Source organism: Drouetiella sp. (genome assembly GCF_059504425.1).
Genome location: NZ_JCACIN010000025.1, coordinates 25,480 through 50,369, shown reverse-complemented (window position 1 = coordinate 50,369; position 24,890 = coordinate 25,480). Strand labels below are relative to the sequence as shown.

19 protein-coding genes and 1 tRNA gene are annotated in these 24,890 nt (G+C 49.7%); 14 read left to right on the top strand and 6 right to left on the bottom strand.

All coding sequences use genetic code 11. From position 1 onward, the window contains the following. Window positions 1-40: 40 nt before the first annotated feature. Window positions 41-1,213, top strand: a complete 1,173-nt coding sequence (locus AC5JMP_RS05795; RefSeq protein WP_495850495.1) for a glycosyltransferase family 4 protein — start codon at window positions 41-43, stop codon at window positions 1,211-1,213. Between the two features lie 190 nt (window positions 1,214-1,403). On the opposite strand, the gene AC5JMP_RS05790 is transcribed toward AC5JMP_RS05795, so the two are convergent. Beyond that, a complete protein-coding gene (locus tag AC5JMP_RS05790) occupies window positions 1,404-3,245 on the bottom strand; it encodes a DUF3352 domain-containing protein (RefSeq protein ID WP_495850494.1) in 1,842 nt (613 codons plus the stop codon). Window positions 3,246-3,461: 216 nt separating this feature from the next. Beyond that, window positions 3,462-4,874: a recombinase family protein gene (locus AC5JMP_RS05785; RefSeq protein WP_495850493.1), complete on the bottom strand. Its 1,413-nt coding sequence runs from the start codon at window positions 4,872-4,874 to the stop codon at window positions 3,462-3,464. A 457-nt stretch (window positions 4,875-5,331) separates the two neighbouring features. Between AC5JMP_RS05785 and ppc the strand changes: the two genes are divergently transcribed. From ppc to AC5JMP_RS05765, 4 genes are all read left to right on the top strand, one after another. Then, window positions 5,332-8,412, top strand: coding sequence for a phosphoenolpyruvate carboxylase (ppc, locus tag AC5JMP_RS05780; protein WP_495850492.1), 3,081 nt, complete (start codon window positions 5,332-5,334; stop codon window positions 8,410-8,412). 191 nt (window positions 8,413-8,603) lie between these two features. Next, complete coding sequence (gene psb32, locus AC5JMP_RS05775; protein ID WP_495850491.1) at window positions 8,604-9,329, top strand: photosystem II repair protein Psb32; 726 nt, start codon at window positions 8,604-8,606, stop codon at window positions 9,327-9,329. Window positions 9,330-9,783: 454 nt separating this feature from the next. Then, entirely contained in the window at window positions 9,784-10,308 is a 525-nt protein-coding gene (locus tag AC5JMP_RS05770; protein ID WP_495850490.1) for a hypothetical protein, read from the top strand. A 338-nt stretch (window positions 10,309-10,646) separates the two neighbouring features. Further along, window positions 10,647-12,299, top strand: coding sequence for an ABC1 kinase family protein (locus tag AC5JMP_RS05765; protein WP_495850489.1), 1,653 nt, complete (start codon window positions 10,647-10,649; stop codon window positions 12,297-12,299). A gap of 4 nt (window positions 12,300-12,303) precedes the next feature. Here AC5JMP_RS05765 and AC5JMP_RS05760 read toward each other — a convergent pair whose 3' ends face one another. Further along, the gene (locus AC5JMP_RS05760; protein WP_495850488.1) at window positions 12,304-14,892 is read right to left on the bottom strand and encodes a hypothetical protein; all 2,589 of its coding nucleotides are present in this window, start codon (window positions 14,890-14,892) and stop codon (window positions 12,304-12,306) included. Between the two features lie 261 nt (window positions 14,893-15,153). Here AC5JMP_RS05760 and AC5JMP_RS05755 point away from each other — a divergent pair, with 261 nt between their 5' ends. Both AC5JMP_RS05755 and AC5JMP_RS05750 read left to right on the top strand, forming a co-directional pair. Continuing rightward, the gene (locus AC5JMP_RS05755) at window positions 15,154-15,870 is read left to right on the top strand and encodes a CHAT domain-containing protein (RefSeq protein ID WP_495850487.1); all 717 of its coding nucleotides are present in this window, start codon (window positions 15,154-15,156) and stop codon (window positions 15,868-15,870) included. An 11-nt stretch (window positions 15,871-15,881) separates the two neighbouring features. Continuing rightward, window positions 15,882-17,672, top strand: coding sequence for a pentapeptide repeat-containing protein (locus AC5JMP_RS05750; RefSeq protein WP_495850486.1), 1,791 nt, complete (start codon window positions 15,882-15,884; stop codon window positions 17,670-17,672). Between the two features lie 64 nt (window positions 17,673-17,736). Here AC5JMP_RS05750 and AC5JMP_RS05745 read toward each other — a convergent pair whose 3' ends face one another. Then, complete coding sequence (locus AC5JMP_RS05745) at window positions 17,737-17,964, bottom strand: ribbon-helix-helix protein, CopG family (RefSeq protein ID WP_495850485.1); 228 nt, start codon at window positions 17,962-17,964, stop codon at window positions 17,737-17,739. Window positions 17,965-18,309: 345 nt separating this feature from the next. After that, entirely contained in the window at window positions 18,310-18,540 is a 231-nt protein-coding gene (locus tag AC5JMP_RS05740; RefSeq protein ID WP_495850484.1) for an NfeD family protein, read from the bottom strand. 273 nt (window positions 18,541-18,813) lie between these two features. Between AC5JMP_RS05740 and nudC the strand changes: the two genes are divergently transcribed. Further along, window positions 18,814-19,650: an NAD(+) diphosphatase gene (gene nudC, locus AC5JMP_RS05735; protein ID WP_495850483.1), complete on the top strand. Its 837-nt coding sequence runs from the start codon at window positions 18,814-18,816 to the stop codon at window positions 19,648-19,650. Window positions 19,651-19,739: 89 nt separating this feature from the next. Here nudC and AC5JMP_RS05730 read toward each other — a convergent pair whose 3' ends face one another. After that, the gene (locus AC5JMP_RS05730; protein ID WP_495850482.1) at window positions 19,740-20,348 is read right to left on the bottom strand and encodes a DUF4126 domain-containing protein; all 609 of its coding nucleotides are present in this window, start codon (window positions 20,346-20,348) and stop codon (window positions 19,740-19,742) included. 275 nt (window positions 20,349-20,623) lie between these two features. Between AC5JMP_RS05730 and AC5JMP_RS05725 the strand changes: the two genes are divergently transcribed. From AC5JMP_RS05725 to AC5JMP_RS05700, 6 genes are all read left to right on the top strand, one after another. Beyond that, window positions 20,624-21,334: an HAD family hydrolase gene (locus AC5JMP_RS05725; RefSeq protein ID WP_495850481.1), complete on the top strand. Its 711-nt coding sequence runs from the start codon at window positions 20,624-20,626 to the stop codon at window positions 21,332-21,334. 57 nt (window positions 21,335-21,391) lie between these two features. Continuing rightward, a tRNA-Ala gene (locus AC5JMP_RS05720) sits at window positions 21,392-21,463 on the top strand. Between the two features lie 432 nt (window positions 21,464-21,895). Next, the gene (locus AC5JMP_RS05715) at window positions 21,896-22,057 is read left to right on the top strand and encodes a hypothetical protein (RefSeq protein WP_495850480.1); all 162 of its coding nucleotides are present in this window, start codon (window positions 21,896-21,898) and stop codon (window positions 22,055-22,057) included. Continuing rightward, the gene (locus AC5JMP_RS05710; protein WP_495850479.1) at window positions 22,032-22,745 is read left to right on the top strand and encodes an IS630 family transposase; all 714 of its coding nucleotides are present in this window, start codon (window positions 22,032-22,034) and stop codon (window positions 22,743-22,745) included. The genes AC5JMP_RS05715 and AC5JMP_RS05710 overlap by 26 nt, the downstream gene beginning before the upstream one ends. A 70-nt stretch (window positions 22,746-22,815) precedes the next feature. Continuing rightward, window positions 22,816-23,109, top strand: a complete 294-nt coding sequence (locus AC5JMP_RS05705; RefSeq protein ID WP_495850478.1) for a hypothetical protein — start codon at window positions 22,816-22,818, stop codon at window positions 23,107-23,109. Between the two features lie 268 nt (window positions 23,110-23,377). Continuing rightward, entirely contained in the window at window positions 23,378-24,679 is a 1,302-nt protein-coding gene (locus AC5JMP_RS05700; RefSeq protein WP_495850477.1) for a DUF4331 family protein, read from the top strand. The last annotated feature ends 211 nt before the right edge of the window (window positions 24,680-24,890 follow it).

The window sequence follows — 24,890 nt, the reverse complement described above, 5'->3', positions numbered from 1 at the left end:
CTTAATATCTAAAAAATTTACCGAATAACGCTTAACTTGAATGCATATTGCGTGGCTTGGCAAGAAATCCCCATTTTGTGGCAACGTGACATATGGTCGGGAAGTGACGAATGCGCTGCTAGATCGGGGATATCAAGTTAGTTTTGTCCATTTTGCCCAGGAAGACGACGACCATCCTGTCACCGCATCTTGGGGAGAATTTCAAGGGGGGGAAGTTCAGGAAGTTCCGATTCCATTTCTCTTTAAATCTCAGATTTATACCATCCCTTCCCTGAAATCGAGCAAAGTACTCACCCAAGCTTTGCGACAGCTTAAGCCAGACATCGTTCACGCCTCGCTGACTCTCTCACCTCTAGACTTTCTGCTACCCGAAATTTGTGAAGAGCTGAACATTCCCCTAGTCGCCACCTTCCATCCACCTTTCGCCCGCAAGCGGCGCAACCTGACTTCAGGAACGCAACACCTGATGTATCAGCTTTACGCCCCATTCTTGGCAAACTACGATCGCGTCATCATCTTTTCTAAAATTCAGCGCGATCTACTGATGCGCTTAGGCATCCCAAAATCTCGCCTAGCGGTCATTCCCAACGGCGTAGACATCGAAAAGTACTCTCCCGGACTCTCGCGCCTAAAGACCGAAATTGGCGCACAGCGCGTCTTCGTCTACCAGGGACGCGTGGCAATGGAGAAAAACGTCGAATCGCTGCTAAAAGCCTGGAAACACGCCGAGATGCGTGAAGACAGCAAACTCGTCATTGTCGGCAGCGGTCCCTTAGCGCCAGCTTTGATGAGCACCTACGGCGAAGACCAAGGGGTTGTCTGGATGGGCTTTATCGCCGACGAGCAGCGCCGCATCGAAATTCTGCGTGGCTCCGATGTCTATATTTTGCCCTCCCTAGTCGAAGGACTCTCCCTCTCCCTCCTAGAAGCCATGTCTTGCGGAGTCGCCTGCCTTGCCACCGATGCCGGGGCAGATGGCGAAGTGCTAGAAACTGGAGCAGGCATCGTCCTCAATACCCACCGCGTTTCCACCCAGCTCCAGACCCTGCTACCCATGTTCCAGGATCACCCCGAACTAACCACACTCCTGGGCAAAAAAGCCCGACAGAGAGCAATCGATCGCTATACCCTTAGCAACAACATCACCAACCTAGAAGAACTCTACCGCCAGGTCTTGCAGCAGCAGCGCGTCTACTCCAGCAATACAGTGTGATGAGATTGTGTAAAACCTCTAAATCCCAAACGCTCGATCGCTCCACCCATGCAAAGCGACTCATGCCGCTCATCTAGCGCCTCATGTGGAGGGGGTGTGGGGGACGCACCCGTCCCCTGCCGGGGGTTTGGGGGAGACCCCCAAGGCTGTTCTAGCTGTTATTGAGGAGCATAAACTAATCTGCCAAAAACTAATTCGCCAAAGACTTCCCTGGAGATTCGCCTGGTGATTCCGTAGAAGACTCATTAGGCACCGCACTAGGCACCGCATTAGGCTCTAACGTAGCCCCCACCCTAGGCGAAGGCAAAGCAGCAGGAGGATTACTCACCCGACGCAACAGCACACGCACATCATAGCGAGTCGTCAGAGAATCCTGCGTTGCACCCGTCACCTGTAGCGCCCGCAACGCACCCACATAAGCCTGATTGTCTGCGGGCAAGATAGGCAGCGGCAGCCCCGTATCTCGGCTGGCAAGTCGATCGCTTGCCATAAAGAAATGCCCATTACCAGACTCAATCGTTTTAGAAGCCGTGCCGCTAAACAGCGGATTGGAGATCAGCGGCTTCGCTGGAGCCGGAACGATCGCACTCCCCACATCCGAGCCGATCGCCAGAAACGCAACATTGCCCTCTAGCCATCCATGAGTCGCCGTCAAGGACGAAAAAGGCGACACCCAAGCGATCGCAGGCTGCCCCCCCACCTGAGTCTCGCTAACTCGAAACTTGTAGCGATCGACCATGACCCCATCCAGCTTCTTCAACGCCTCATCCGCCGCCTTGCGATTGCCCGTCTGCGCCATGATCAACACCCCCGCTTTAGGCGGCGTTGCTGTCTTAGGATTTGCAGCATTCGTGCCCGGATCAGAGATTAGCGCCAGAGAAAATTCGCCATCCATCCAATTGGCAATATCCTGGTCAAAATCCAGCCCCGTGAGGTTATTAAATCCCTGGCGCAGAAACGTAGGATTCAATACGCCACCCGTACCGCTATCGCCAACTTGCTGAGTGTAATTCTGCCAGGTTCGCTTAAAGTCTCCGCCAGAAGCCATCAGCAGGGTTGAGTCAGGCAGCAAACTCGGCATGCGCTGCGCCTTGTTATCCATTGAGTAGCGCACTTTGCTCTCTGAGGGCAACCAGGCGATCGCCTGAAACCTGACCCCCTCCGGCTCCAGATCCATCGCAGTCGCAAAGCCTTTATTGCCCTGCAACAGCGCCAGACCTTGGGGCGGAATCGGCTGATTAGCGTTGTTGGTGGCAACTAAAGTAGCAACAGGCACATTCACGTAAGCCCGCAGTAGGGGAGCTTCAGTTGTGAGCTGTGTAAAAGCCTGCCCATAGCCCGGAGTTCGTGCCACCGAAGGCTTGCCCTTAAACGTATCAATCACCTGCTCGATCGCCTGACTGTCTGAGGCTGCCACCAGGTAGCGATCGCCCACAACGGCAGCAACATAGGCTCTTTCAGCCTTGCCCTGCACTTCTCGAATCTTCACGCCCTTATAGTCGCGATCGACCCACTGCTGTCCCCCAGACACCTTAGGCTGCGCCAGAAGTTCCTGCGCCTTAACCGGATTGGCGATCGGCAGCACCAACACAGTTGGCGCATCTCCCTTCAGCGGATCAGGAGGATAGGGCTGAATCGGCTGAGCCGCCTTGTCGGTGCCAGAAGCTCGAAGCGCTACCGGAGACAAAAATGCCACCGTCATCTCACTACCAACCCAGGGCTTGATGTCGCGCGTGTAGTCTAGCCCGTTTGCCGTTAGGAGACGATCGCGGAGCTGCGTCCAGTTTTTGTTCAAAGCCGCCTCAGTTTCAGGCGTACCAAACTGACGAAGCTGCCGCCACTGCCCCTCGTTGGTGGAGAAAGAGAGCGTGACTGCGGCATCTTCAGGGATGACATCGGCTCCAGTCGGCAGCCCTTCGATCGCAGGCTGCTGAAGCGACCACCAGGCGATCGCTCCTCCCACACCTAAGCCAATCGCTGAACCAACAGCAATCCACACCAGCGGTTTTTGTTTCTTAAGGCTTCTAATCATGGGTTGCGCCAAGGATCAACGCTCGAAAGGTCGGTTGCGATAACACAGATTAGACTATAGACGATCGATCGCCTAATGGGTCAGCGTCTCTAGCTCTAAAAATTTTGGTAGTCCTTAAAATGTAATGATTTTTTATGGGGTAGGCTTCGCCCACCCCATAAAAAATCATTACATGCATACCCGTACCCAAATTTTAAGCCCCAAGATTTTTAGCAGCTAAAAGATGAACACTAACTTGACCTGCCATGCTTCGCCCTGCCGCAAAATTTGAATTTGCTGGATAAATTCCCGGAAGTAAAATCGTCGCTCTGATTCAGATAGATCCAGCCAAAACTGCGGAATAGAAACTGCCTGAGCGATCGCCTTCAGGCTAATGGGCGGTAGCCGAGCTAACTGAGCTTGCAGCGTCGCCATTTCAGTCCGCAGCTTGTATAGGCGCAGGTCGGCAGTCTCGCGATCCAAAATGCCGTTCGTAACTAGCTCAGGCAACTGCTCGATAATGGCTTGCTTGGCAGTAACTTGAGCCATGATTCCCTGCTTAATTCCTTCCATATCAGGCATAGTCATTCCGGCAACGGCAAGGGGCAGCTCTCGGCAGATTTGTTGAATCGTGCAGTCCAAAATTTGGGCATAGGCGATCGCTTTACATTTACTCAACTTTTTGCACTTGTTTTTGAACTCAGCATTCTTGCTTAACTCAGCATTCTTGCTCAACTCAGAATTCTTGCTCAACTCAGGATGAATTGGGCTATGCTCAGCAGAGCCTAGACAAGCCACAGGACGCAAATAAAGATACTCCTGTTTCCGTCGCGGAGTCGTAACTCGGCTCACTTTCATGGGCGACTGGCAGGTGCCGCAAATCACTAGCCCTGAGAGCGAACGAGGCGCGCTAGCCGCACGCGGCGGCATTCGTCGATTGCGGCGGATAAGGCGATCGATCTGAGCTGCCTCATCCCTAGAGAGAATCGGCGTATGGGTGTCTTGAACAACATCGCCATTGTGGTAGACCAAATCGCCGCGATAGACCGTGCTAGTCAGCCAGCGCTTGCCCGTGGAAACCGAAATTTTTTTGCTGTACTTCTTTTGAAGATAGCGAACGCTGCCCCGCAAGGAGCCGTACAGCAAGAAATGCTCAAAGAAATCTTTGACAATTGGAGCCGTACTGCGATCGAGGGCATAGCGGTCTTTGCCCCGACGATAGCCATAGGGGGCTTTTCCAGGCGGCGGCAAAGCCTTGATCCGGTTACGGGCATGACCGCGCCGCAAAATCTGGCTATGCTGACTATTTTGCAAGACTTGTAGCAGCTTCAACAAGTCCGATCGCTTGAGCCACTCCTCGGAACCCATCTTTTCATCCAAAACAATAAGATGGATATGCAGCGCTTCCAATTCGCTGAGGCGATCGCTCACGTCTGACACTGAATCGCCTAGCTCCGCCAACTGTCGCACCAGCACATAGGCTCCGGGTCGCGTGCGGCAGTCTTGAAGCAACTGATGCAGCTGATGGCGATCGCCCAAATCCTGATAGCTGCGATCGATTGATCGTCCCCATATTTCCATATCTGGCGGAGATTCCAGTAGAGGTTCGCTGTAGGAGTAAGCCAAGACAGGCTCAAGGTCAGGATTCATACAACCCTCTTAAACTTTCAAGTCGTATGTTTCGACAAAAAACTTGTTGTACCCAGCTTCTTGACATATTTTTTGATTCATTTTTAGTTCACAAAGAAGGCTCTGTTCGATCGCCTGATGAATTGTGATAATTAATACAGAACAAAACAGTTCAACATCTGAAACTCTTGAAATTCAGTAGATTAAATAACCTAACAAAACAAGCTTTCTATGAACATGAGTTAAATCTTTGTAAGTTTAAAAGTTATTTTTAATCATGCCGCCGTGGGCTTATCCGAGGTCAAACCTCTCAATCTTAGTTTGTAGCCAGTCTTAACTTGTAGTCAGTCGTATCAGTAGTATATGTTCTACTTAACAGCCACTATTTAAGAAAGCTTGAGAACGCAAAACTGCCAGAGTGCAGTTTTAACCGAGTAAAAATCATAGAATTATCAAGATAATCTTGCCAAGGCAGACTATGAGTTCAACCCTTCAATCCTCAGACGACGCTTCCCGCTCCGGTACGGCAACAGAGGAAAAAACCCGCGAGGAAGCGCCAGCCTCTACCTCTGATTTGTTCTTGCGTCATCGCCTCAGAATTGTAGAAGACTTATGGGAGCTGGTGCTTCACCAGGAGTGCGGTCAGCAGTTGGTTGATTTGCTAGGGCAACTGCGCTCTATCTACACTCCAGAAGGACAGGCACCTGAAAAGACGGAGCTAGAGGCTCTAAAGGTGGTCGAAGGGCTGGATTTGAATGAGGCAATTCGGGCGGCTCGCGCTTTTGCTCTCTACTTTCAGCTGATCAACATTGTTGAACAACACTACGAACAGCGGGGCCAGCAGCAGCAATATCGCGCTGCCTACGAGCAGGTTGCCCCGGTAGCGGGTTCCTCAGTATTTGACGCGACTCACCCCCTGAATACCGATGAGCCTGAAGACTCGCCACAGGTTGAACTACTGAAGAAGAGCCTGCAAGATTCCCCTGGCAACCCACAAGCCAACACCCTACAAACGCTCTTCCCCAAGCTGCAAAAGCTAAATGTGCCACCCCAGAAGATTCAGCATCTCATTGACAACCTAGATGTGCAGATGGTGTTTACGGCACATCCAACTGAGATTGTGCGTCACACCATTCGAGACAAGCAGCGCCGCATTGCAAAAATCTTGCGCCAGATTGACCAGGTTGAGGAGAGCTTGCAATCCCTCGGTCTCAGCTCTTCTTGGGAAGCTGAAGACTTAAAGGATCAACTGACGGAAGAGATTAGGCTTTGGTGGAGAACTGATGAGCTACACCAGTTTAAGCCCACGGTTTTAGACGAAGTAGACTTCACCCTACACTACTTCCAGGAAGTACTGTTTGACGTGATCCCGCAGCTTTATCATCGCTTCTGTCGGGCTTTGAAAAGCACCTATCCGCTGCTGCGTCCTCCCAAGCACGACTTTTGCAGCTTCGGCTCTTGGGTGGGTTCCGATCGCGATGGCAACCCCTCGGTCACGCCCGAAATCACCTGGAAAACGGCGTGCTACCAGCGGAACTTGGTGTTACGCAAATATATTCACTCTGTGAAGCATCTGACCACGCTTTTGAGCCTGTCACTGCACTGGAGCGATGTGCTGCCGGGGCTGTTGGAGTCTTTAGAGCAAGATCAGGCGCAGATGCCAGATATTTATGATTCGCTCGCCATTCGCTACCGTCAGGAGCCTTACCGACTGAAGTTGGCATACATCCAGAAACGGCTAGAAAACACCCTCGATCGCAGTCTGGAACTCTACGAAGGCGATTATGCTCAGGGCAATCTGCCCGATGCTGATCCGAATCTAGTGTATCGATCGGGCGATGAGTTCATGACTGAACTTCAGCTCATCCACCATAACCTTAAGGAAACTGGGCTGAGCTGCAAGGATCTAGAAAATCTGATCTGCCAGGTTGAGATCTACGGCTTTAACCTAGCGCATCTTGATATTCGGCAAGAAAGCACTCGCCACTCAGACACTCTCAACGAGGTGATTGAGTATATGCAGGTGATGCACTGCCCCTACGACGACCTGACCGAAGCGCAGCGATCGCTCTGGCTCTCCACAGAACTGCAAACCCGTCGCCCGCTGATTCCGTCCGAGCTGTCCTTCTCGGAAAAAACCAACGAGGCGATCGAGACATTCCGAATGCTGAGGCGGTTGCAGCAGGAGTTTGGGCAAGGTATCTGCCACACTTACATCATCAGCATGAGCAGAACCGCCAGCGATTTGCTAGAGGTACTGCTGCTGGCTAAGGAAGCCGGATTGTATGACCCCTTGACAGGAGTAGGCAATATTAAGGTAGTGCCTCTGTTTGAAACGGTGGAAGACTTGCAGCGCGCTCCTGCCGTCATGCGCGAACTGTTTGAGCTGCCGCTTTACCGCAAGCTGCTGGCTCAAGGTCTTGGGGAGCAGACTGATACAGATGAGTCTACCCAGCCCTTACAGGAAGTGATGTTGGGCTATTCTGACAGCAACAAAGACTCTGGCTTCCTCAGCAGCAACTGGGAAATTCACAAGGCGCAGCAGTCGCTTCAGGCAATCGCTGAGCAGTATGGCGTTGCCCTGCGCATCTTCCACGGACGAGGTGGATCGGTGGGTCGCGGCGGCGGGCCAGCTTACGCAGCAATTCTGGCACAGCCCGGACGCAGTATTGACGGCCGGATCAAAATCACTGAGCAGGGCGAAGTCTTGGCTTCTAAGTACAACCTGCCGGAGCTGGCGCTCTATAACCTGGAAACTGTTACTACCGCCGTGCTGCAAGCTAGTCTGCTGCACAGCGGCTTTGACAACATTCAGCCTTGGCACGAAATCATGGAGGAGCTGGCAGCGCGATCGCGTTCGCACTACCGCAATCTGATCTATGAGCAGCCAGACTTCCTGGATTTTTTCCTGCAAGTCACGCCGATCGAAGAAATTAGCCAGCTGCAAATTAGCTCGCGTCCAGCGCGGCGGAGCGGAGCCAAGAAAGACATTACCAGCCTGCGAGCGATCCCCTGGGTATTTAGCTGGACGCAGACGCGGGTGCTGCTGCCCTCTTGGTATGGAGTAGGTACCGCGATTCAAAGTTTCCTAGAGGAAGAGCCTCAGGAAAACCTGAAGCTGCTGCGCTACTTCTACTACAAATGGCCGTTCTTCCGCATGGTGATCTCGAAGTGTGAGATGACCCTCTCTAAAGTCGATTTGAATATGGCACACCACTATGTCAGCGAATTGGCTCAGTCAGAAGATCGGCAGCGGATGGAGGGCGTGTTTGAGCAAATCATTGCCGAATATAATCTTACCCGTGAGCTTGTCCTGAAGATTGCTGGACACAAGCGCTTGCTAGATGGTGATCCAGACCTACAGCGATCGGTTTTGCTGCGCAACAGCACGATCGTTCCCCTAGGGTTTCTACAAGTCTCGCTCATCAAGCGGCTGCGCCAGCACAAGAACAGCGCCTCGTCGGGAGCGATTCGATCGCGCTACAGCAGAGGAGAGCTTTTGCGCGGTGCGCTGCTGACTATTAACGGCATTGCGGCGGGCATGAGAAATACGGGTTAGTGCAAATTTCACAAGCAAGTTTGAGGTTGACATCCTGAAGTATGAGCGCGGCAATTGTCGCGCTTTTTTTGGGCAAAGTTCAGGGAAATCTGTCGCAAAAATAAAATGCTTTAATAAAAATAAATCATTGCTTCTCATCTGATTGCATTCACCTGTAATATTTTGAAAAGAAGCACTAAGGAATGCGGAGCATGATGCAGCGCCTAGGTCAAATTATCGGTGGGTTCCGTTCTCTAATTTTGCCTGTGGCAGCATGGGCTTTGGCGATTCAACTTTGGATGGCAGGCAGCCTCCCTGCCAACGCGACCGGAGTGTACAGTATGCCCAACATTGGCGCTGGCACGCCCACCTGGATTGTGGATCAGGCAGGGGTGATGAGCCGCCTGACTCAAAAGCAGCTGAATACCGAGCTGGCAGAACTTGCTGAAACGACTGATAAAGAGGTGCGGCTAGTCACGATTCACCGTTTGGACTACGGTGAAACGATCGCCACCTTCACAGAAGCCTTGTTCAAAAAATGGTTTCCTACGCCAGAAGTTCAGGCAAACCAGGTGCTAGTCGTTTTAGACAACGTGACCAACACGACTGCGATTCGCACAGGCGAAGCCGTCAAAGAGCTGCTGCCCGACGAAACGGCTGAAAGCGTTGCCCAAGAAACGATGATGGCACCTCTGCGCAACGGCAACAAGTACAATCAGGCGTTTCTAGATGCCAGCGATCGCCTGGGCACGATCCTCGCAGGTCAGCCTGATCCGGGCGCTCCTATTGTGCAAGACACAACTAGCATTGAGGGCACCTTCGCTAAGGCTGAAGACACAGACGATCGGAGTGCAACCGTAGTGGTGGTGGTTTTACTGGCGCTGGCAACCATTATTCCGATGGCAACCTACTATCTCTATCAGGCATTTCAGGGCTGATCGCGGATTGATTAACGTGAAATTTCGCGTAGGATGCCGTTAGCGCAGCGTAACGTACTGCTTCTGGGCTGCCTCTAGGCATCGCTTCCGGGCACTACTTTCGGGCTTTGATGCGTCACGGCTAATGTCTAACCCATCTCGCAAAATCAGCCATGCTTGATCGTCCTAGCCGATCAAGCAGCCAAAGCTCCCTGAGCTATATCCTTCAGTAAACCTAATCAAATTCTTAAAAGATACCTATCGTTTAGCGAGTTTCCTCCCAGATGGGTCAGGCACGTTTCCGCGTATAATACTGCCAGATGCCACTCTAATATTCAGAGTTGATCTGAAATTTAACTTAACAAGATTAACAATCAGGCATTACGCAAAGTTGTCGATGCCACAAGCATTGAGGCTAAGTGAGATATTAGCTAAATGAGCTTGCATCGGGTCGCCAGGGCGGGTCGTCAGGTTAGTGCGGCAGCAACTTGCTGTCACCCTTGGCGATCGTCCGTCAGATAACGCAGTTGAACAGGAGGAAGAGATGGTGGTACAAGACAAGAGCGCTAGCGACGAAGCATCACAGCCAAAAGTAGGAAAGCTAGAGCTTGCCGACAAACCTGCCGAGAAGGTGACTGAGAAGCCTGAAGCCAACGGGCGAAGCGAATCTGGAATGGCATTACATGTCGATGCACCGGGGGAACTGGAAGCTTCAGGGCTTTCTCATATGCCTTCTGATGATCTAGAAGTTTACGGTCTGTATTTTAATAATCGCCCGATTTCTGCTAGTCATTTACACATTGCTAGCTATGCGTTGCCCGGTCATCGCCCGATATTTGCCAGCGAGCTTGCCATTCGGGAAGACCTGAGTTTACCTGGCGGTCGTCCGGTGATGGTTAGCGATCCTCGGCTGATGGAAACCTCAGGTTTGCCTGGTGGTCGCCCGATCGCCTCTAACGATATTAATGAAAGTGAACCTTTGATGGGCTTTCTAGACTAAGCTGCTCGCTCTGAAGGCTTGTTCCCACTGCTCAATCGGGCAATATTTTTTTGAGGGGGGCGATCCCCATCAAAAGGAATCAGTAGATCTACCCCACCTAGTTTGCAACAGGTCTATTCATCAAGTCATCAGCGTCGGCTTGTTTTTCATTTAGGGATTGACCTGTAGCAACCGCCAAGGCGGTTAGGGCGGGAAGATTTTTGGTGGGGCGCTCCGCGCCCCACCAAAAATCTTCTAAGCAAACTGGCGACAGCCATAGATAAGCTCAGTGGTGTTCTAAACGGCACCACTGATTTTTTGTTTGTAGGATCAAGATAGAACCCTTTCCATATCTTTGTATGCCTCCTCTCCTCACCCCCGTTGTTCGACAACGCGAAATTATCGAAGTGCTGATTCGGCACGGCTGGGACTATATGCGCCAGCTCTTGACCATTGGCAAAGGGGATGAGCCGGAAGTCCCTGCCCCAGAAGTGCTGCGCAATATCTTAGTGGACTTGGGTCCTGCATACGTCAAGCTAGGGCAGCTCCTAAGCACTCGTCCTGATTTGCTGCCTGCTTCCTATATTGAAGCGCTGAGCAATCTGCAAACAAACGTGCCGCCTGTTGATTGGTCAGAGATTGAATTTCAGCTTCGCCAGGATATCTCTCTAGAGGAAAAGTTTGAGAGCATTAATCCGCAGGCGATCGCTGCGGGTTCCATTGCCCAGACCCATGAAGCGGTGTTGAAGAACGGTCAGAGAGCCGCCGTCAAGATTCAGCGTCCTGGAATTGAGACGATCGTGGCGCGGGATATTGCCGTGTTTAAGCAAATTGCCACCTTGCTCTCGCCCACCAAGTTTGGCAAGCGCTATAACGTGGTGGCTCTGGCAGACGAGTTCAGCAATTCGCTGCTAAGCGAGCTTGACTTTACTCTGGAAGCCCAGTATACCGATCGCCTCCGTAAAACCCTGGCGAACAGCCGCTGGTTTAATCCCCATCAGATCGTCGTTCCAGAAGTCTACTCCTCCAGCAAAAAGTTCTTGATTTTGCAATGGTTAGACGGCGTGCCTCTCCTGAATGCCAAGATGACAGGCGCGAACTATAGCGGCGATATTGAGGCAGAGCGTCATGCCTTTACGACGCTGCTCTTCAGGGCTTTTCTTCAGCAATACTTGATCGACGGCTTTTTCCACGCCGATCCCCATCCCGGCAATCTATTCTATCTGCACGATGGGCGTGTGGGTATCCTAGATTGCGGCATGATGGGGACACTTGATCACCGCACCCAGTCGGTAATGGTAGAACTGGTGCTGGCTATTATTGATGCCGATCCCGATCGCTGCGCCCAGCTGACTCTACAGCTTGCCGAACCCATGGATATGAGCCAGCCGATTAATCTACTGCGGCTGCAATCCGATTACGATCGCCTTCTGCGCCAATACTATGACCTCAGCTTGTCCAATATCAACATTGGTGAAGTCTTTGGCAAAATCCTGGAAGCTGCCCGCCTCAACAATCTGCGGCTGCCCAGCAACATTGGGCTGTTAACCAAATCGATCGCCAATTTGGAGGGCACGGGTCGAGGGTTTGATTCTTCGGTCAATATTGTCGATGAGATTCGCCCATTGATGACCGATCTCTTCCAAAGGCAGCTTGTGGGAGATGATCCGATGCGATCGCTTCTTCGCACGGCGCTGGAGTTTAAGCAGCTTTCGCTAGACTCACCGCGTCAGGTTGGTTTTTTGCTCAACCGACTCACATCTGAAACGCTGCGGCTTAACATTACCCTACAAGACCTGAATGCTATGCGGCGATCGATCGATCAGGCTGCCAATCGTCGGTCTTCTAGTACGGTTGTGGCAGCGCTGATCATTGGAGCGGCAATTATTTCTACCGGGCAACAAACTCCACAACTTCAGCTGATTGGCAATATTTTCTTTGCAGTTGCAAGCTTGCTGGGCGTGTGGCTGATTGTCACGATTCTCAGATCAGAAAGGCGGCGATCGGATTAGGCGATCATTTCACTCGGTTGAGAAACTCCTCTGCCTCCATTTGTGCTTCAAGAGGATGGGGCAAGCTGTTGCTTGGATCATTGAAATTTGCCAGACCACGCCAGATTTTCTGCGCTTGTTCTTTAAACTGAATTGAAACGAAACTCCAGTCCTCTTCTTTATCAATTTTGTTGATGAACTGAATCACTTCTGCCGCAATTTTATTTTCCTGCCAGCTCTGATTATCTTCGTTCAAAAGCCAATTTGTTTTAGGGTCACTCTTGCCAAATGCCGATGAAAAAGACTTTTTAATCCGATAGTTACCTAAGTCTTTAGAAGCTCGCGCAATGTCATACAAATTATCGGCAATTAATCGAACAAAGCCAATATAGATGGAGCCTTTGAGCGATCGCAAAAAGTAGTTCAGCGCTCTCGCAGGGTCTTTTTCAATCAACAAAAGGCGTTCTCCTCTGGCAATATTGACCTCAGCCCGAATGGCTTCCTGATATTCTGGGCTATGGGTCGGCTCACTAGCACGGCTAATAATCCGATCGGCAAGATCGGCAAATCCTTTAGCGCGATCGCCCTCGCCCAAACGCACACAGGTTCGACCCGCGTTGCTAATCCAGTGTGCCGTTCGGTGCTGATGACCCGTTTTAGCCGAACAGTACGCCGCCATCAGAGAATACCTGACCGCAGATTCTAAGTCCTCAATTTCATCGGCGTTGCAGCAGCAGAAATTGAGACGAGCCAGTCGCCCGTATAGCTCTGAGACATTCATATAAGTATCAGAAGCAAATTGTCCTGAATTTTGATTGCAATCATCAATATAAGTGCTGAGCTGACTGAGGAAATTTTGCAGTTCAGTACGCCATTTTTGATGATTTGAAAAGATTACTGAATCGCCTCGGTAAAAGCATTGCAAGTTCAGCTCGATCGCATAGGAAATCTTGAGAAGGTGTTTGTTTTCCTTGGAACTTTTTTGAAAATCAAGGCTCTCAAGAAAATCCTCAACTTCTAGCAGCAAGCGCGATGCTGTGATCATATTGCCTTCAACTAAAGCAGAGTGAGCGCAAGCCAGTTTAGCCACACAATACTTGCGATCTAAATCGGATTCATAACAGTCTTGCAATTTTGGATATTGCTTAAATACACCTTCTTTTAACCCTTTAATTTTCTCAATTACTTCTTTTTCCAGATAATCGCTAGTTGACAATCTACCGGAATAGGCTGCCTGATGAATACGATAGCCATTCAAAAAACTTTTCCCTTTGATGAGGCTGTCATTAATGCTAGAAACAATTTGGCAAGTTTCACAGTAGGTGCGGCAACTAGATTCATCTGGAAAGTTTTCGGAGAGCCAGCCTCTAACGGCAAGAATGGTAGATTGCAGGATGCCAAAAATAGCGCTGCGATCGATCCAAACGCTCTGGTAAGACTTGTAGTCAGTAGGATTAGTGGAATGAATGGGTCGAAATGCGGAAGAAGCGCGAATCAAACTATAGTCTTTGTGACCCAAAGTTCGGATAGAGAAATCCACCATTTCCAGCTCAGAATCATAGCCCATTCCTCGACCGATCGCCGCCAGCATCGTTTCAAAATGGGTTGTAGAAGAGCTGTAGCGCCAGCGAACGTCCTGCTTGGCTTCTCTAAAATTGCAGGTAATCGAGCTTTCAATCACAGGTTCGGCAACAGAATCCTCTAGGTCGCTTCTCTCATGAATTTGTGGGCGAAGACATTGCTCTACAGCCAGACTTGCCTCACAAAAATCCTGCCAAATGAGGCTGTCTTCTTCGGCAGAGAGATAGGATTGGACTGAAAAAGTCAATGTTGTAAATTGACACTGCGTGATCCGCATTTTGAGGAATTTATCAACATGATTAGTCAACCGCTCATTTTCAGCGATCGACATATACAGCTCAAAAAATTCAGCATTATTTAGCTTAGATTTTCCCGAAATAGCTAGCCGAGAAAGTGCGCCTTGCAATTTATCTTTAACAACTGGATCGGGAATGTTAGGCAGATGATTTTTCTTGATCCAGTAATCTACGCGATCGATTGAGCTAGAGTCAGCATCGCTATCCAAAATTTGGGTTTCTTCTAGCGCAGTTTTATATCGACCGGGAAAAGAGTTAGTTACAAAGGTTTCTAAAAAATCGGTTAACGTGATGAAATCCGCAAAATCTGAAACAGGCAAATTCGACAACCTCGATACCAAGCGCTGAATTTGCTGATGGCGATTGGAATGAATTTCTAACGACTGTTCGTTCACGTCTGGAAGAAATCCTGCTGCTTTTAATAAGGCATTGGCTCCTTGCTGTCTCAGAGCGGCTCGATTCGATCGCTCTTCTGGCGAGTATTTTTTGCGGAAGCGCGTTGGCTCTGTCAGGAGATCCCATAGCCGCACCAGATTCGATCGCTGAATCGGCAATCCTTGGCTTGAGTCCTGCATAAAAACTACTAACGGCTGGCGGCTAATGCCAAGACATTGGGCTATCTCTGTATGGGTTGCCCCTAGGTCAGCTTTATAGCGCTCTAGCTCTTGTCGTAACTGCTCCCAGTAGCGCTGCTGCTGCTGTGTGTATTGCAACTCGTCGATCGCGTCCTCAGTCATGAACTTTGCTCCTTGGAGTAATTTGTCTATTTTTTAGACACTTAATTATAAAAAACAGTAGCTTAATCAATTTATCATCTATTTTTTAGTCAGATATTTGCATATGTATTTCTATGGACAGTTATGGTAGCCTAGATATTACACTAATTAAAGTGCATCTTTAATTAGTGGTAGGCTCAGCAACTGCTTTGGGCAAATGTAGGAGTAAAGACTAAAACGATCAGGTCTGAAAGCCTTGAAGCTATTCCTCATAATTCAAAAATGGAAGCCCTTAATCAAACCAAGATCCTATTTTTATCCTCAGATCCAAGTGATAAGGTTCGGTTACGTGTAGGGCAGGAACTCCGGGAAATTCGTGAAAAGCTACAGATGGCTTGCTTGAGGAACGAAATTATCCTAGAGTCCCGTGAGGCTATCCGTTCAGGTGACATTACTCAAGCAATTCTTGCTTTCAGCCCACACATAGTTCACTTTTCTGGGCATGGTATGAGTTCGGGTGAGCTTTGTATCGAGGATAGATTGGGAAAAGTGCAGACCGTTCAATTAGACGCTTTAGCAAGCCTATTCAAACTGGCATCTAAACATGTAAAATGCGTTGTCTTGAACACATGTCATTCAGAGATTCAGGCAAAAGCCATTGCTCAATATATTCCTTACGTTGTTGGAATGAGCCAGGAAATAGGAGACAAAGCTGCAATCGCATTTTCTACTGGATTTTACAAAGCAATAGGGGCAGATTGCAGCGATATTGAGAAGGCACATGAAGCCGGTTGTGTAGAAATTCAATTAGAAAATCTTTCAGGACACTTCATTCCTGTTCTTCATAGAAACATAAACTATAAGACAGAAGCACCAACTAGATTAACTGTGGTGGTTACGGCAACGATTAACCGTGATGACCGCTCGTTAGTTGAAGCCATGGTTGCTCATCTTCGTAAAATATCAGGAGATGCTGACATGACACTATTGGAACCATAGAAGAGGCGAATATGGATTTAGAAAAAGTACAATCAAGGACTGTCAGACTTGTCTTAGAAGGTTCTCAATCTGGAATAAATCGACTTATAGATTTATATAACAGAGGACAGTTGAATGAAATACAGAATGTGCCTGTTGAAAATATTCTGCTTACCTCTTTAGAGAGAAGAAGATTTCAACCTTATGGAAACTATATCGGTGCAGACCTACGGCATCTTGATTTGCAGGAAATTGATTTGCGGGGCGCAGTTCTCATTCATGCCCAGTTGCAGGGAGTCAATTTGCAAGGTGCCCAATTGCAGGGTGCAAATCTGGGTGGCGCAAACTTGACGGGAGCCAATCTCAATGGAGCTTTGCTAGAACGCGCAGACCTCTCAGGTACCATTCTTCAGCAAGCGACCCTCTATGCGGCTCAGCTCAATAATGCGGTGTTGCGCGGCGTGAACTTTCGCCAAGCTATTCTGACAAAAGCAAACTTACGCGGGAGCGACTTGCACCATGCCGACCTCTGTAACGCCAGCCTCTGCGATGCCAAACTGCGACAGGTAAACCTGGTTAATGCGCTATTGCAGAATGCTGACCTCAAAGGCGCTTTTCTCTCAGGGGCAGATCTGAGCGGCACCGACCTAAGCGGCGCAGACTTGAGAGCAGCTCAATTGCGCGGTGCTATTTTGAGGCGCAGCAGCCTGAAGAGAGCAAATTTGAGTCATGCCCAGCTCACCGGAGTCAGTTTACGGGGTGCCGATCTGGAACACGCCATCTTAAGCGGTGCCAATCTTAGTCATGCTAATCTGTCCTGTACTCAGCTTCAAAATGCAGATCTCAGCAATGCAGATCTGAGCGGCATAAATTTGAGCGGTGCCAATCTCAGCTCAGCGAACCTCCAGGGAGCCAACCTAAGCGGTGCCCGATTAATCTTTGTAGATTTAACGCGGGCAAACTTGCAGGACGCTATCTTACTGCGCGTTAATCTGAGTGATGCCAACCTACAGGAAGCTAATCTAAGCCACACCCGACTTAACCGCGCCTACCTGGTGGGAGCAAACTTTACGAAGGCAAACTTGAGTCATGCCGATTGGATTGGCGCAAACCTACTCCGCGCAAACTTCCGTTTCGCCAATCTTGAAAATGCCATGTTCAAACGCTCCTATATGAGCGATGTTAATTTGCAGCATTCCGATCTCAGCGGGGCTGATTTGAATGGTGCCGATCTCAGCGGGATTTTATTGGAGGAGGCGATCGTCACAGAAACTAAATTTTGGGAAAATTTGGGATTCAGCGATGCAAACCGAACTGCTTTGCAAGATCGAGGGGCAAGCGTCATTCCCTGTGCTCCCAGGTTTAACCGAGATTTGTCCAGCCGTCCTGATGGAGAGCAGTTTGATTCTGAAGCTTTCTCAGAAATGCGGCGACGGGCAGATGAAATTCGAGGGGATTTGAACTACCGATTTCTAGACGTAGAAGAAGGCTTGGGAAACTGGCAAGAAGCGATCGAGCTGTTAGAGACTGCCTTGGAATGGGAATACCGCGATCGCTCTTCTGCTTCTGCCTTGAGCCAATACGACAAAATTCAGAACATGGCGCTTGCCTTTAAAAAAAACTGTGCCTTGTTTAAGACACAGCTTAATGTCTATAGGGATGAAACGCTACACCTGATTGACACCATGACCAATGGCGAATTGGGTAACTGGATTACTGCTGAGTTTCCCTTAGAGCTAGACAACCTACATGAGCAAATTCTGAAGCTCAAGGCATACATTCAACTGACTCACGATCTCTGGATTCAGCTTAACCAGCTTTAGTAGATCAGCATTAAAAACCTTCGGAGGGCGAGGCTGTTAATTTGTGACGATTAAGCTGTGACGATTAAGTTGTGACGATTTGCTTGATCACCTTGTCGTCCTCAACAATGCCGAGGCTCCGTCCCTTTTTGCCCTCTTCCTGAGCAATGCCGTAGAGAGCTAACCCGGTTCGCAAAATTTCTGCCATATTCTTGCCGGAGTCGTCCGCCAGTTTTTGCAGCAGCTCGTAGGCTTCAGGCGTGAGATCTAAGTTCAATCGCTTTTTCTTCAATGTTCTCTTGTCAGTCGCCATACAACCGTTCCTTTGCCGAATATTTTAGGTGTTAGACCCCCAATCTTATATTATGCAAGGCACAAATTTTATATGCCTTGTTCCACAATCTTTATACAAGCTTTTTGGTTTGCGCCAAGATTATAGATCTAGGGCATTTACACAAGCGATGATTTAAAGATACATTTTTTATGCATTTATTCCTCATGTAATTGCCGTAGAGATGAAAAACATGAATGAGGATTTTGGAATAACTTTTGTCAGGGGGAAGGGGTGCAACAGAGCGAAGGTAGCGAACCTTGGGCAGAGAATTGGCATTCATAGCAAATTTTTAGGGGGCGATCGGCAATGAGCAAGATTCTGGAGCTAGAGCTTCGCGGCTGGCTCCAAGAAAATTGGCTCAACTAAGAGCGTGATCCCACTTCTACCCACAACTCTAACCACCGTACCCTCAGAGATATGGACATTTTGAGGACATAGGGCAGGCCACCAAGACGATAAAAAACTGATGCGTCCAACTTGGTAAGGCAGAATCTCATCCGTGACGATCGCTAAATTTGCCTCATAGTGCGGTGAAGCTCCAGATGCTTTGCTCATAGTTCTGCTCATTGCTTTGCTCATGATTTGGGGGGCGGGTGTGAAAAGAGGTGATCGTGTTGAGGAAAAAGTTCCCACGGTCTGTACTCCTGGGGGTAAAGAGTTGAATATAAACTGAGCTTATAAGCCATATTTAATATGTATTTTTTGTGTAAGTCAACCATGTTTTTTATTTAGATTAAATATTTTGCCCTTAATCTTAGAGGCAGTGTGGCTGTGTAGGGGTATGGCACTATTTAGATTGTCTAACCTAATTTGTCTTGCACGTTCTCTATGCACCCGTTCTTCTGCCGCGATCGCCCCTTCATTCCCTCCGCAACTCCACCAGCCGAGCAAAATCAGCCCGCCTGGTGGTTTGCATTTGTTGGCAATCAGCTTTTGGTGAAGCAGGTGGCGGCAGAAAAACCGCACATCCCTTGCTTGAGGAACCTGAGCGAAATTGGATTGCAGCCTGTGCGATCGCAGTTTCTCGGTACTTTGGACGATCACCCTTGCTATGAGGTGGAGCTACCTGATGACGCGGTGCCACCTGACGGCATGGGGCTAATTCCCCTGCGCGAACTCTATGGTGTGCTAGAAGACGATCTATTTGCGGTGGGCGGTCGGGCAATACAGATCAAAGAATGGGATAGAACGCATCAATACTGTGGTCATTGCGCTACGCCGACTGTACAGATACCGCAGGATCGAGCGAAACGCTGTCCCAACTGCGGATTGGTCAACTATCCCCGTCTTTCGCCTGCCATTATTGTGCTGGTTTCACGCGGTGAAGAGGTGCTGCTGGCGCGTGCCCCGCGATTTGCCCCCACAATGTATAGCGTCCTGGCAGGATTTGTGGAGCCTGGAGAATCGCTTGAAGAGACGGTGGCGCGAGAGGTACGAGAAGAAGTCGGAGTTGAGGTCAAAGACATTCGCTATTTTGGCTCTCAGCCCTGGCCGTTTCCCAACTCGCTCATGATTGGCTTCACGGCGACCTATGCGGGCGGTGAGATCGTTATCGATCCTCGCGAGATTGCCGAAGCTGCCTGGTTCCATAGGGGTAGCTTGCCGCAGGTGCCCTCAAAGCTGAGCATTGCGCGGCAGTTGATTGATTGGTTTGCACAGGGATAGTTCGTTCTGAATCTGGGTATAAATTTTTTTGAGGGGGGAGCAAAGCTTCCCTCTCAAAAAATTTATACCTAAAACCAGAAACGCTTAACTTATGACACAGGCGGCTCAGGGGTGGCGCTAGGCTGGAAACGAGCCGCCAATCGCCAAAGCTGACGAATGGCGATCGTCAAAATCAGCATGACGGCAAGACCTGCCGCCAGAGGGACGGTTAGGGCTAGCACAGACAAACCGGCAGCAGCGATTAGCTCGAAGGTCGAAAAAATGGGGTTGGCTATGCCACCAGAGGTTGCCGTCGAGGTTGCCCGGAAGATGTTCATCAGCCCTTTGGTGACGCCTGCTGTTCCGCCTCCTGCCGCCAGCGCCAAAGTCCACTGTACCAAAGGATTCATCTCAGGAGCCAGGGATGCAGTCATCACGGTTCCGGCAATAATGGCAGCAGGGGTAGAAACTAGATCGAGCAGGTGATCGACCCAAGGAATATAGTAGCCGCCAATCTCTAGTAGACAGGCTGCGGCAAACAAAATCAGAGCGGGCTGAGTCTCAATCCAGTCAAAATCGGCAGGCAGATCGACATGCCCAATCACCGCCGCACCGCTCAGCACAAGCAAAGGAACAAACACTCGAAAACCCGCTGCCGCACTGAGGCTGACAGCTAGCATGATGGCAATCAAGGTATCTAAGTTTATGTAGTCCGCCATATTTCACCCCCTAGATCCCCGTTATTAACATCATTACAGCGCTTTGCGCTTGGTTAAGTGTGGGTTATTCTTGTAGAAGCTTCACTCCGCAAGGCTTCTACAAAATAACTGTGGTTTATGCAATCGAAAATTGCTGTAAGTAGACTGCCTTTAGTGTAAAAGGAATTTAGCGCGTCCGCAGACTAGAAACTGTTTTGAGAGGAACGCTATGATAGCGTTGCACAGGCTCTATTTTATAGGCTCTCGGACAAGGCTCACGGAAGCGATCGCACTCTATGGCTCTTAAGGCAGTTTTATTTGATTTCAACGGAGTCATCATTAACGATGAGCCATTGCATCAAAAGCTGATTGAACAAATCATGCTGGAAGAGAACCTGCGCCCCAAAGCCGGAGAATTTCGGCAGCTTTGCTTGGGGCGAAGCGATCGCGCCTGTCTCAAAGATTTGTTGGCGAGTCGCGGCAGAGTAGTGACGGAGGACTACATTACGGGTCTAATTGTCCGTAAGTCTCGCTCTTACCAGCAACAGCTAGCGGAAATCGACAAATTGCCGATCTATCCTGGCTTAGCCGATCTGATTTTCCAGATCCGGGCGGCGCAAATGCCCATGGCGATCGTCAGCGGTGCCGTGCGCTCAGAAATTGATCTCGTTCTCAATCGGGTTGATTTAGCTCAATACTTTCCTGTGGTGGTATCGGGGGACGATATTCAAGGCAGTAAACCCGACCCAGAGGGCTATCTATTAGGGGTCGATCGGCTTAACGAATATTACCCTGAGCTACGCCTCAAGCCCCAAGAATGTTTGGCGATCGAGGACACTCCAGCAGGCATTCAGGCGGCTAAGCAGGCAGGAATGCAGGTTGTTGGCGTCGCAAATTCTTATCCATTTCACATGATGCAGCGTCAGTCTAATTGGGCGGTAGATTATCTATCAGAATTAGAATTCGATCGCATCCGAGCAGTCTATGGGCAGAAATTAGCGGCATAAGGCACGACATGACGTTGAATGCTGATGCTGCAACTGTCCTGCTAAAATGGCGAATACGGGGAATTAGTGGAGTGGTACCACGCTGCGATCGCACCGCAGAGGTCAGGAGTTCGAATCTCCTATTCTCCATGTCTTTCTGTTGTCTTTTTGTCCTTTAAAGAATTATTTGTCCACTTTAAAGAATTAATGTCCAATTCTACGAGATTTGGGCGTTTCAGGCTTTGGGGAGAAATTAGCTCCTCAGAATTTTGGTTTAAAGAATTAATGTCCAAAAATTGGCACTATCGCTTGGGACTATGATTCGGAATGCAAGGATTCCCCTTAGTTTGAGAACATACCCACTGCTGGGGTAGCGTCCCTGCAAACCTACAGCGGTTGTTGAATGAGTAAGCCACATATTTGGTAGGCTAAGTCATCCTAGCCAGGTAGAGAATATCCACTGATGCCTGCTCCCTTATCTATCGATTTACGACAACGAATTATCGCTGCATATGAAGTCGTAGATGAAACCCAATTAAAGAAGGCTCACAACGGCAACTGGCAGAACGCTTTAAGGTGAGCTTGTCTTTCATCAGAGATCTGAGACGACACCATCGTCAAACAGGTACAGTGCAGCCTAAGCTGCCTGGGGGAGCCGTTGCCAAGTTGGGAAAAGAGCAGTTGCTCATCGTCGAAGCCTTAGTCACGGCTCAACCGGATGCTTTACCTCAAAGAGTTGTGTGAACGCTTTGCTGGACAAACTGGGATAGAGGTGAGCCTATCAACGATGCAACAAGCGGTGTGCAAACTCAAGCTCAGCGTCAAAAAAACACTGATTGCGGCTCAACAAGAGACACAACGGTTCAAGGATCTGCGGTTTGCTTATCGCCTGTGGAGTTTCACCATCGACCCCCGCAACTTGGTATTCATTGATGAGACGGGTATCCATCCGGCAATGACCCGCTTGTATGGTCGCGCCCCCATTGGTGAACGCTTGCATGACAGTGAGGCTCCTGGCAAGGGGGGGCAGAACATCTCGTTAATTGGGGGCATGAGTATCGATGGGTTAATTGCCACCCTGAGTGTCGTTGGCAGCGTCAACACCGACGTGTTCTTATTTTACATCCAAGAGATTCTGATTCCTCAATTATGGGTCGGAGCCATTATTGTCATGGATAACTTACCCGTTCATCATGCTACGGTCATTCAAGAGGCAATCGAAGCAGTCGGAGCAAAAGTTGTGTTCTTGCCTCCTTACTCCCCCGACCTTTCACCCATTGAATTATGTTGGTCAAAACTCAAGCAGCTTCTGCGATCGGCTAAAGCTCGAACCAAAGAAGCACTTGATCAAGCGTTAACCCAGATTATCAATGAGTCTTTTTCCGATGATGATGCCCTGGGTTGGTTCGCTCACTGTGGCTTATTCATCTAAAAACTGCTGTAAGTCGCACGACCAGTGGAGTCGTTGAGGGGATGAACAACCGGATTAAATTGATTAAGTGGTGAGTCTCCATGCTGATGAATCTATTGCGCAACAGCAGTGCAATCTTGATGATTCAACACCCGCAGCATCGCCCTTACCCTTTACTCAGCATCCGCACTGGGAACGAGGAACCACTTGGAAGAGTGCCTTGAACAATTTGAGATTACTGCTGCAACCCTACAGTGGCTGGGGGTGGCTAGAGGTTTGGTTACAGGTTTTTCCCATCCCTGGACTTGAGCATGGACTCCATCAGTTGATGGATTGTATGGATACCTTTCGCATTCTCCCAATCCCAATCCTGGAGTCAGTTTGAGTCGCCTTATACTATTTCTCTCTCATGGTAGTAACAAAAGAGAGTTAAAGCTGACGGGGATACATCTTGAGTCTCTAGAGTCAGCTCAACGATGAGAGTGGGTGTTACCCAGATCATCAGCTCATTGCAATCCGACCGGGGGGGATTACCGTATGCTTTTACAACAGCGTTCGTTTATCTCCTTGAAATTGCTTAGAAACCCGTTATGGGTCTGGGTGCCGATTAGAGTGAATGGATTGCAATCCCCAGTTTGAAGGAGACAACAGAGATGGCGACTCAGCCAAAACGAAATATTTCGATCGCCACAGGGCGTTCCCTATTCCAACGAGTGCGCCTCTCAGGGAGCAAAGTGAAGCTAGGGCTGACCGCCTCGGCCCTGACAGTAGCTTTGGTGGCATTGGGTCTGACGGCAACTGCCGTTAAACCCCCCGCGATGCAAGCCTCCGATCACGATGATGGTGACATTGACACCCGCAGCCGCGCTCTGAGCCTAACCGATCTGTATGCATTTCGTGAAATTGACCAGAATCCGAGCGCTGATGCGAACGATCTGATTTTTGTAATTAATACTAATCCGCGATCGCTTGCCCGTCAGCAGTATTTTTTCAGCACTCAGGCGCAGTATGATCTCAAGCTGTCCCGTGTTGGAAACAATGATTCGATTCCTACGGCTACTCCCAATGTCACCCTGCGATTTACCTTTTCTCAGCCTACCAGCAGCTTTCAGCAACGGCTGAGCCTGACCCTAATTGAGGGCAACAAATCCAGAACGGTGGCTCAAACCACTACTGGAGGAGCAATTGTTACGACGCCCATTACCGCGGCTGGCACCCCGATCCTCAATCAAGTCAGGCTCGGTGGCGCAACAATTGGCGTTTTTGCCGGATTGCGAGAAGATCCCTTCTTTTTTGACGTAGATCAGTTCTTCCGCGTGCGGGCAGGTTTGGCAGGGCTAGGGCCTAGCGTTGGCTTCCGTAGCCCTGAAACCGCTCAAGACTTCACGAAAGACTACAACGTCAACTCGATCGTAGTGCGCGTTCCTCGTCGCCTCCTCCAAGGCGGCACATCAGCGACCACATTTGATGCTTGGACGACGATCGCTATTCCCAACACTAGAACTGGAAGGTTCGAGCAAATGGAGCAATTTGGTCGTCCCGGTATCAACGAAGCGCTGATCCTGAGCCAAACCAATCTAGCGGCATTTAACCGAGCGCAGCCTACGCGAGTTACCAACGGCGCAGTCGGTAGGGTGATTACCGAAGCTAGAGGAACCTTGAAGGCGCTGGGCAACAGCGATGCCCGAACTAGCGCTTTGCTGAGAGCACTTCTACCGGATGTCATGCGCATTGACACTACTGGCCCCAGCGGATTTGCTAATGCCCTTAATGCTTTAGGCGCACCCATCCGAGGAAGAATGCTGAAGGACGATGTGATTGACGCAGAACTATCTATTCTGAGTAACGGTGCTGTCACCACAGACAACGTTTCCTACGAAGGCACTCCTGGCAACCCTGGACAAGGTCATCAGCAGCCCCTGAGCAGTTTCCCCTATTTGGCAACGCCGAACTAACAGCAACACTGAACTATAGCTGTCGCCAGTTTGCTTAAGAGATTTATGGTGGGGCGCTTCGCGCCCCACCATAAATCTCCCTGTCCTAACCGCCTTGGCGGTTGCCATAAGAGCCTTGGCGGCTGCCGTAGCACTTCGCTAGCTGTCTAGAAATTTTGGATTTTGAACTTTAGATTCGTTCCAAAATCCAAAATCTAGAGTCCAAAATGAA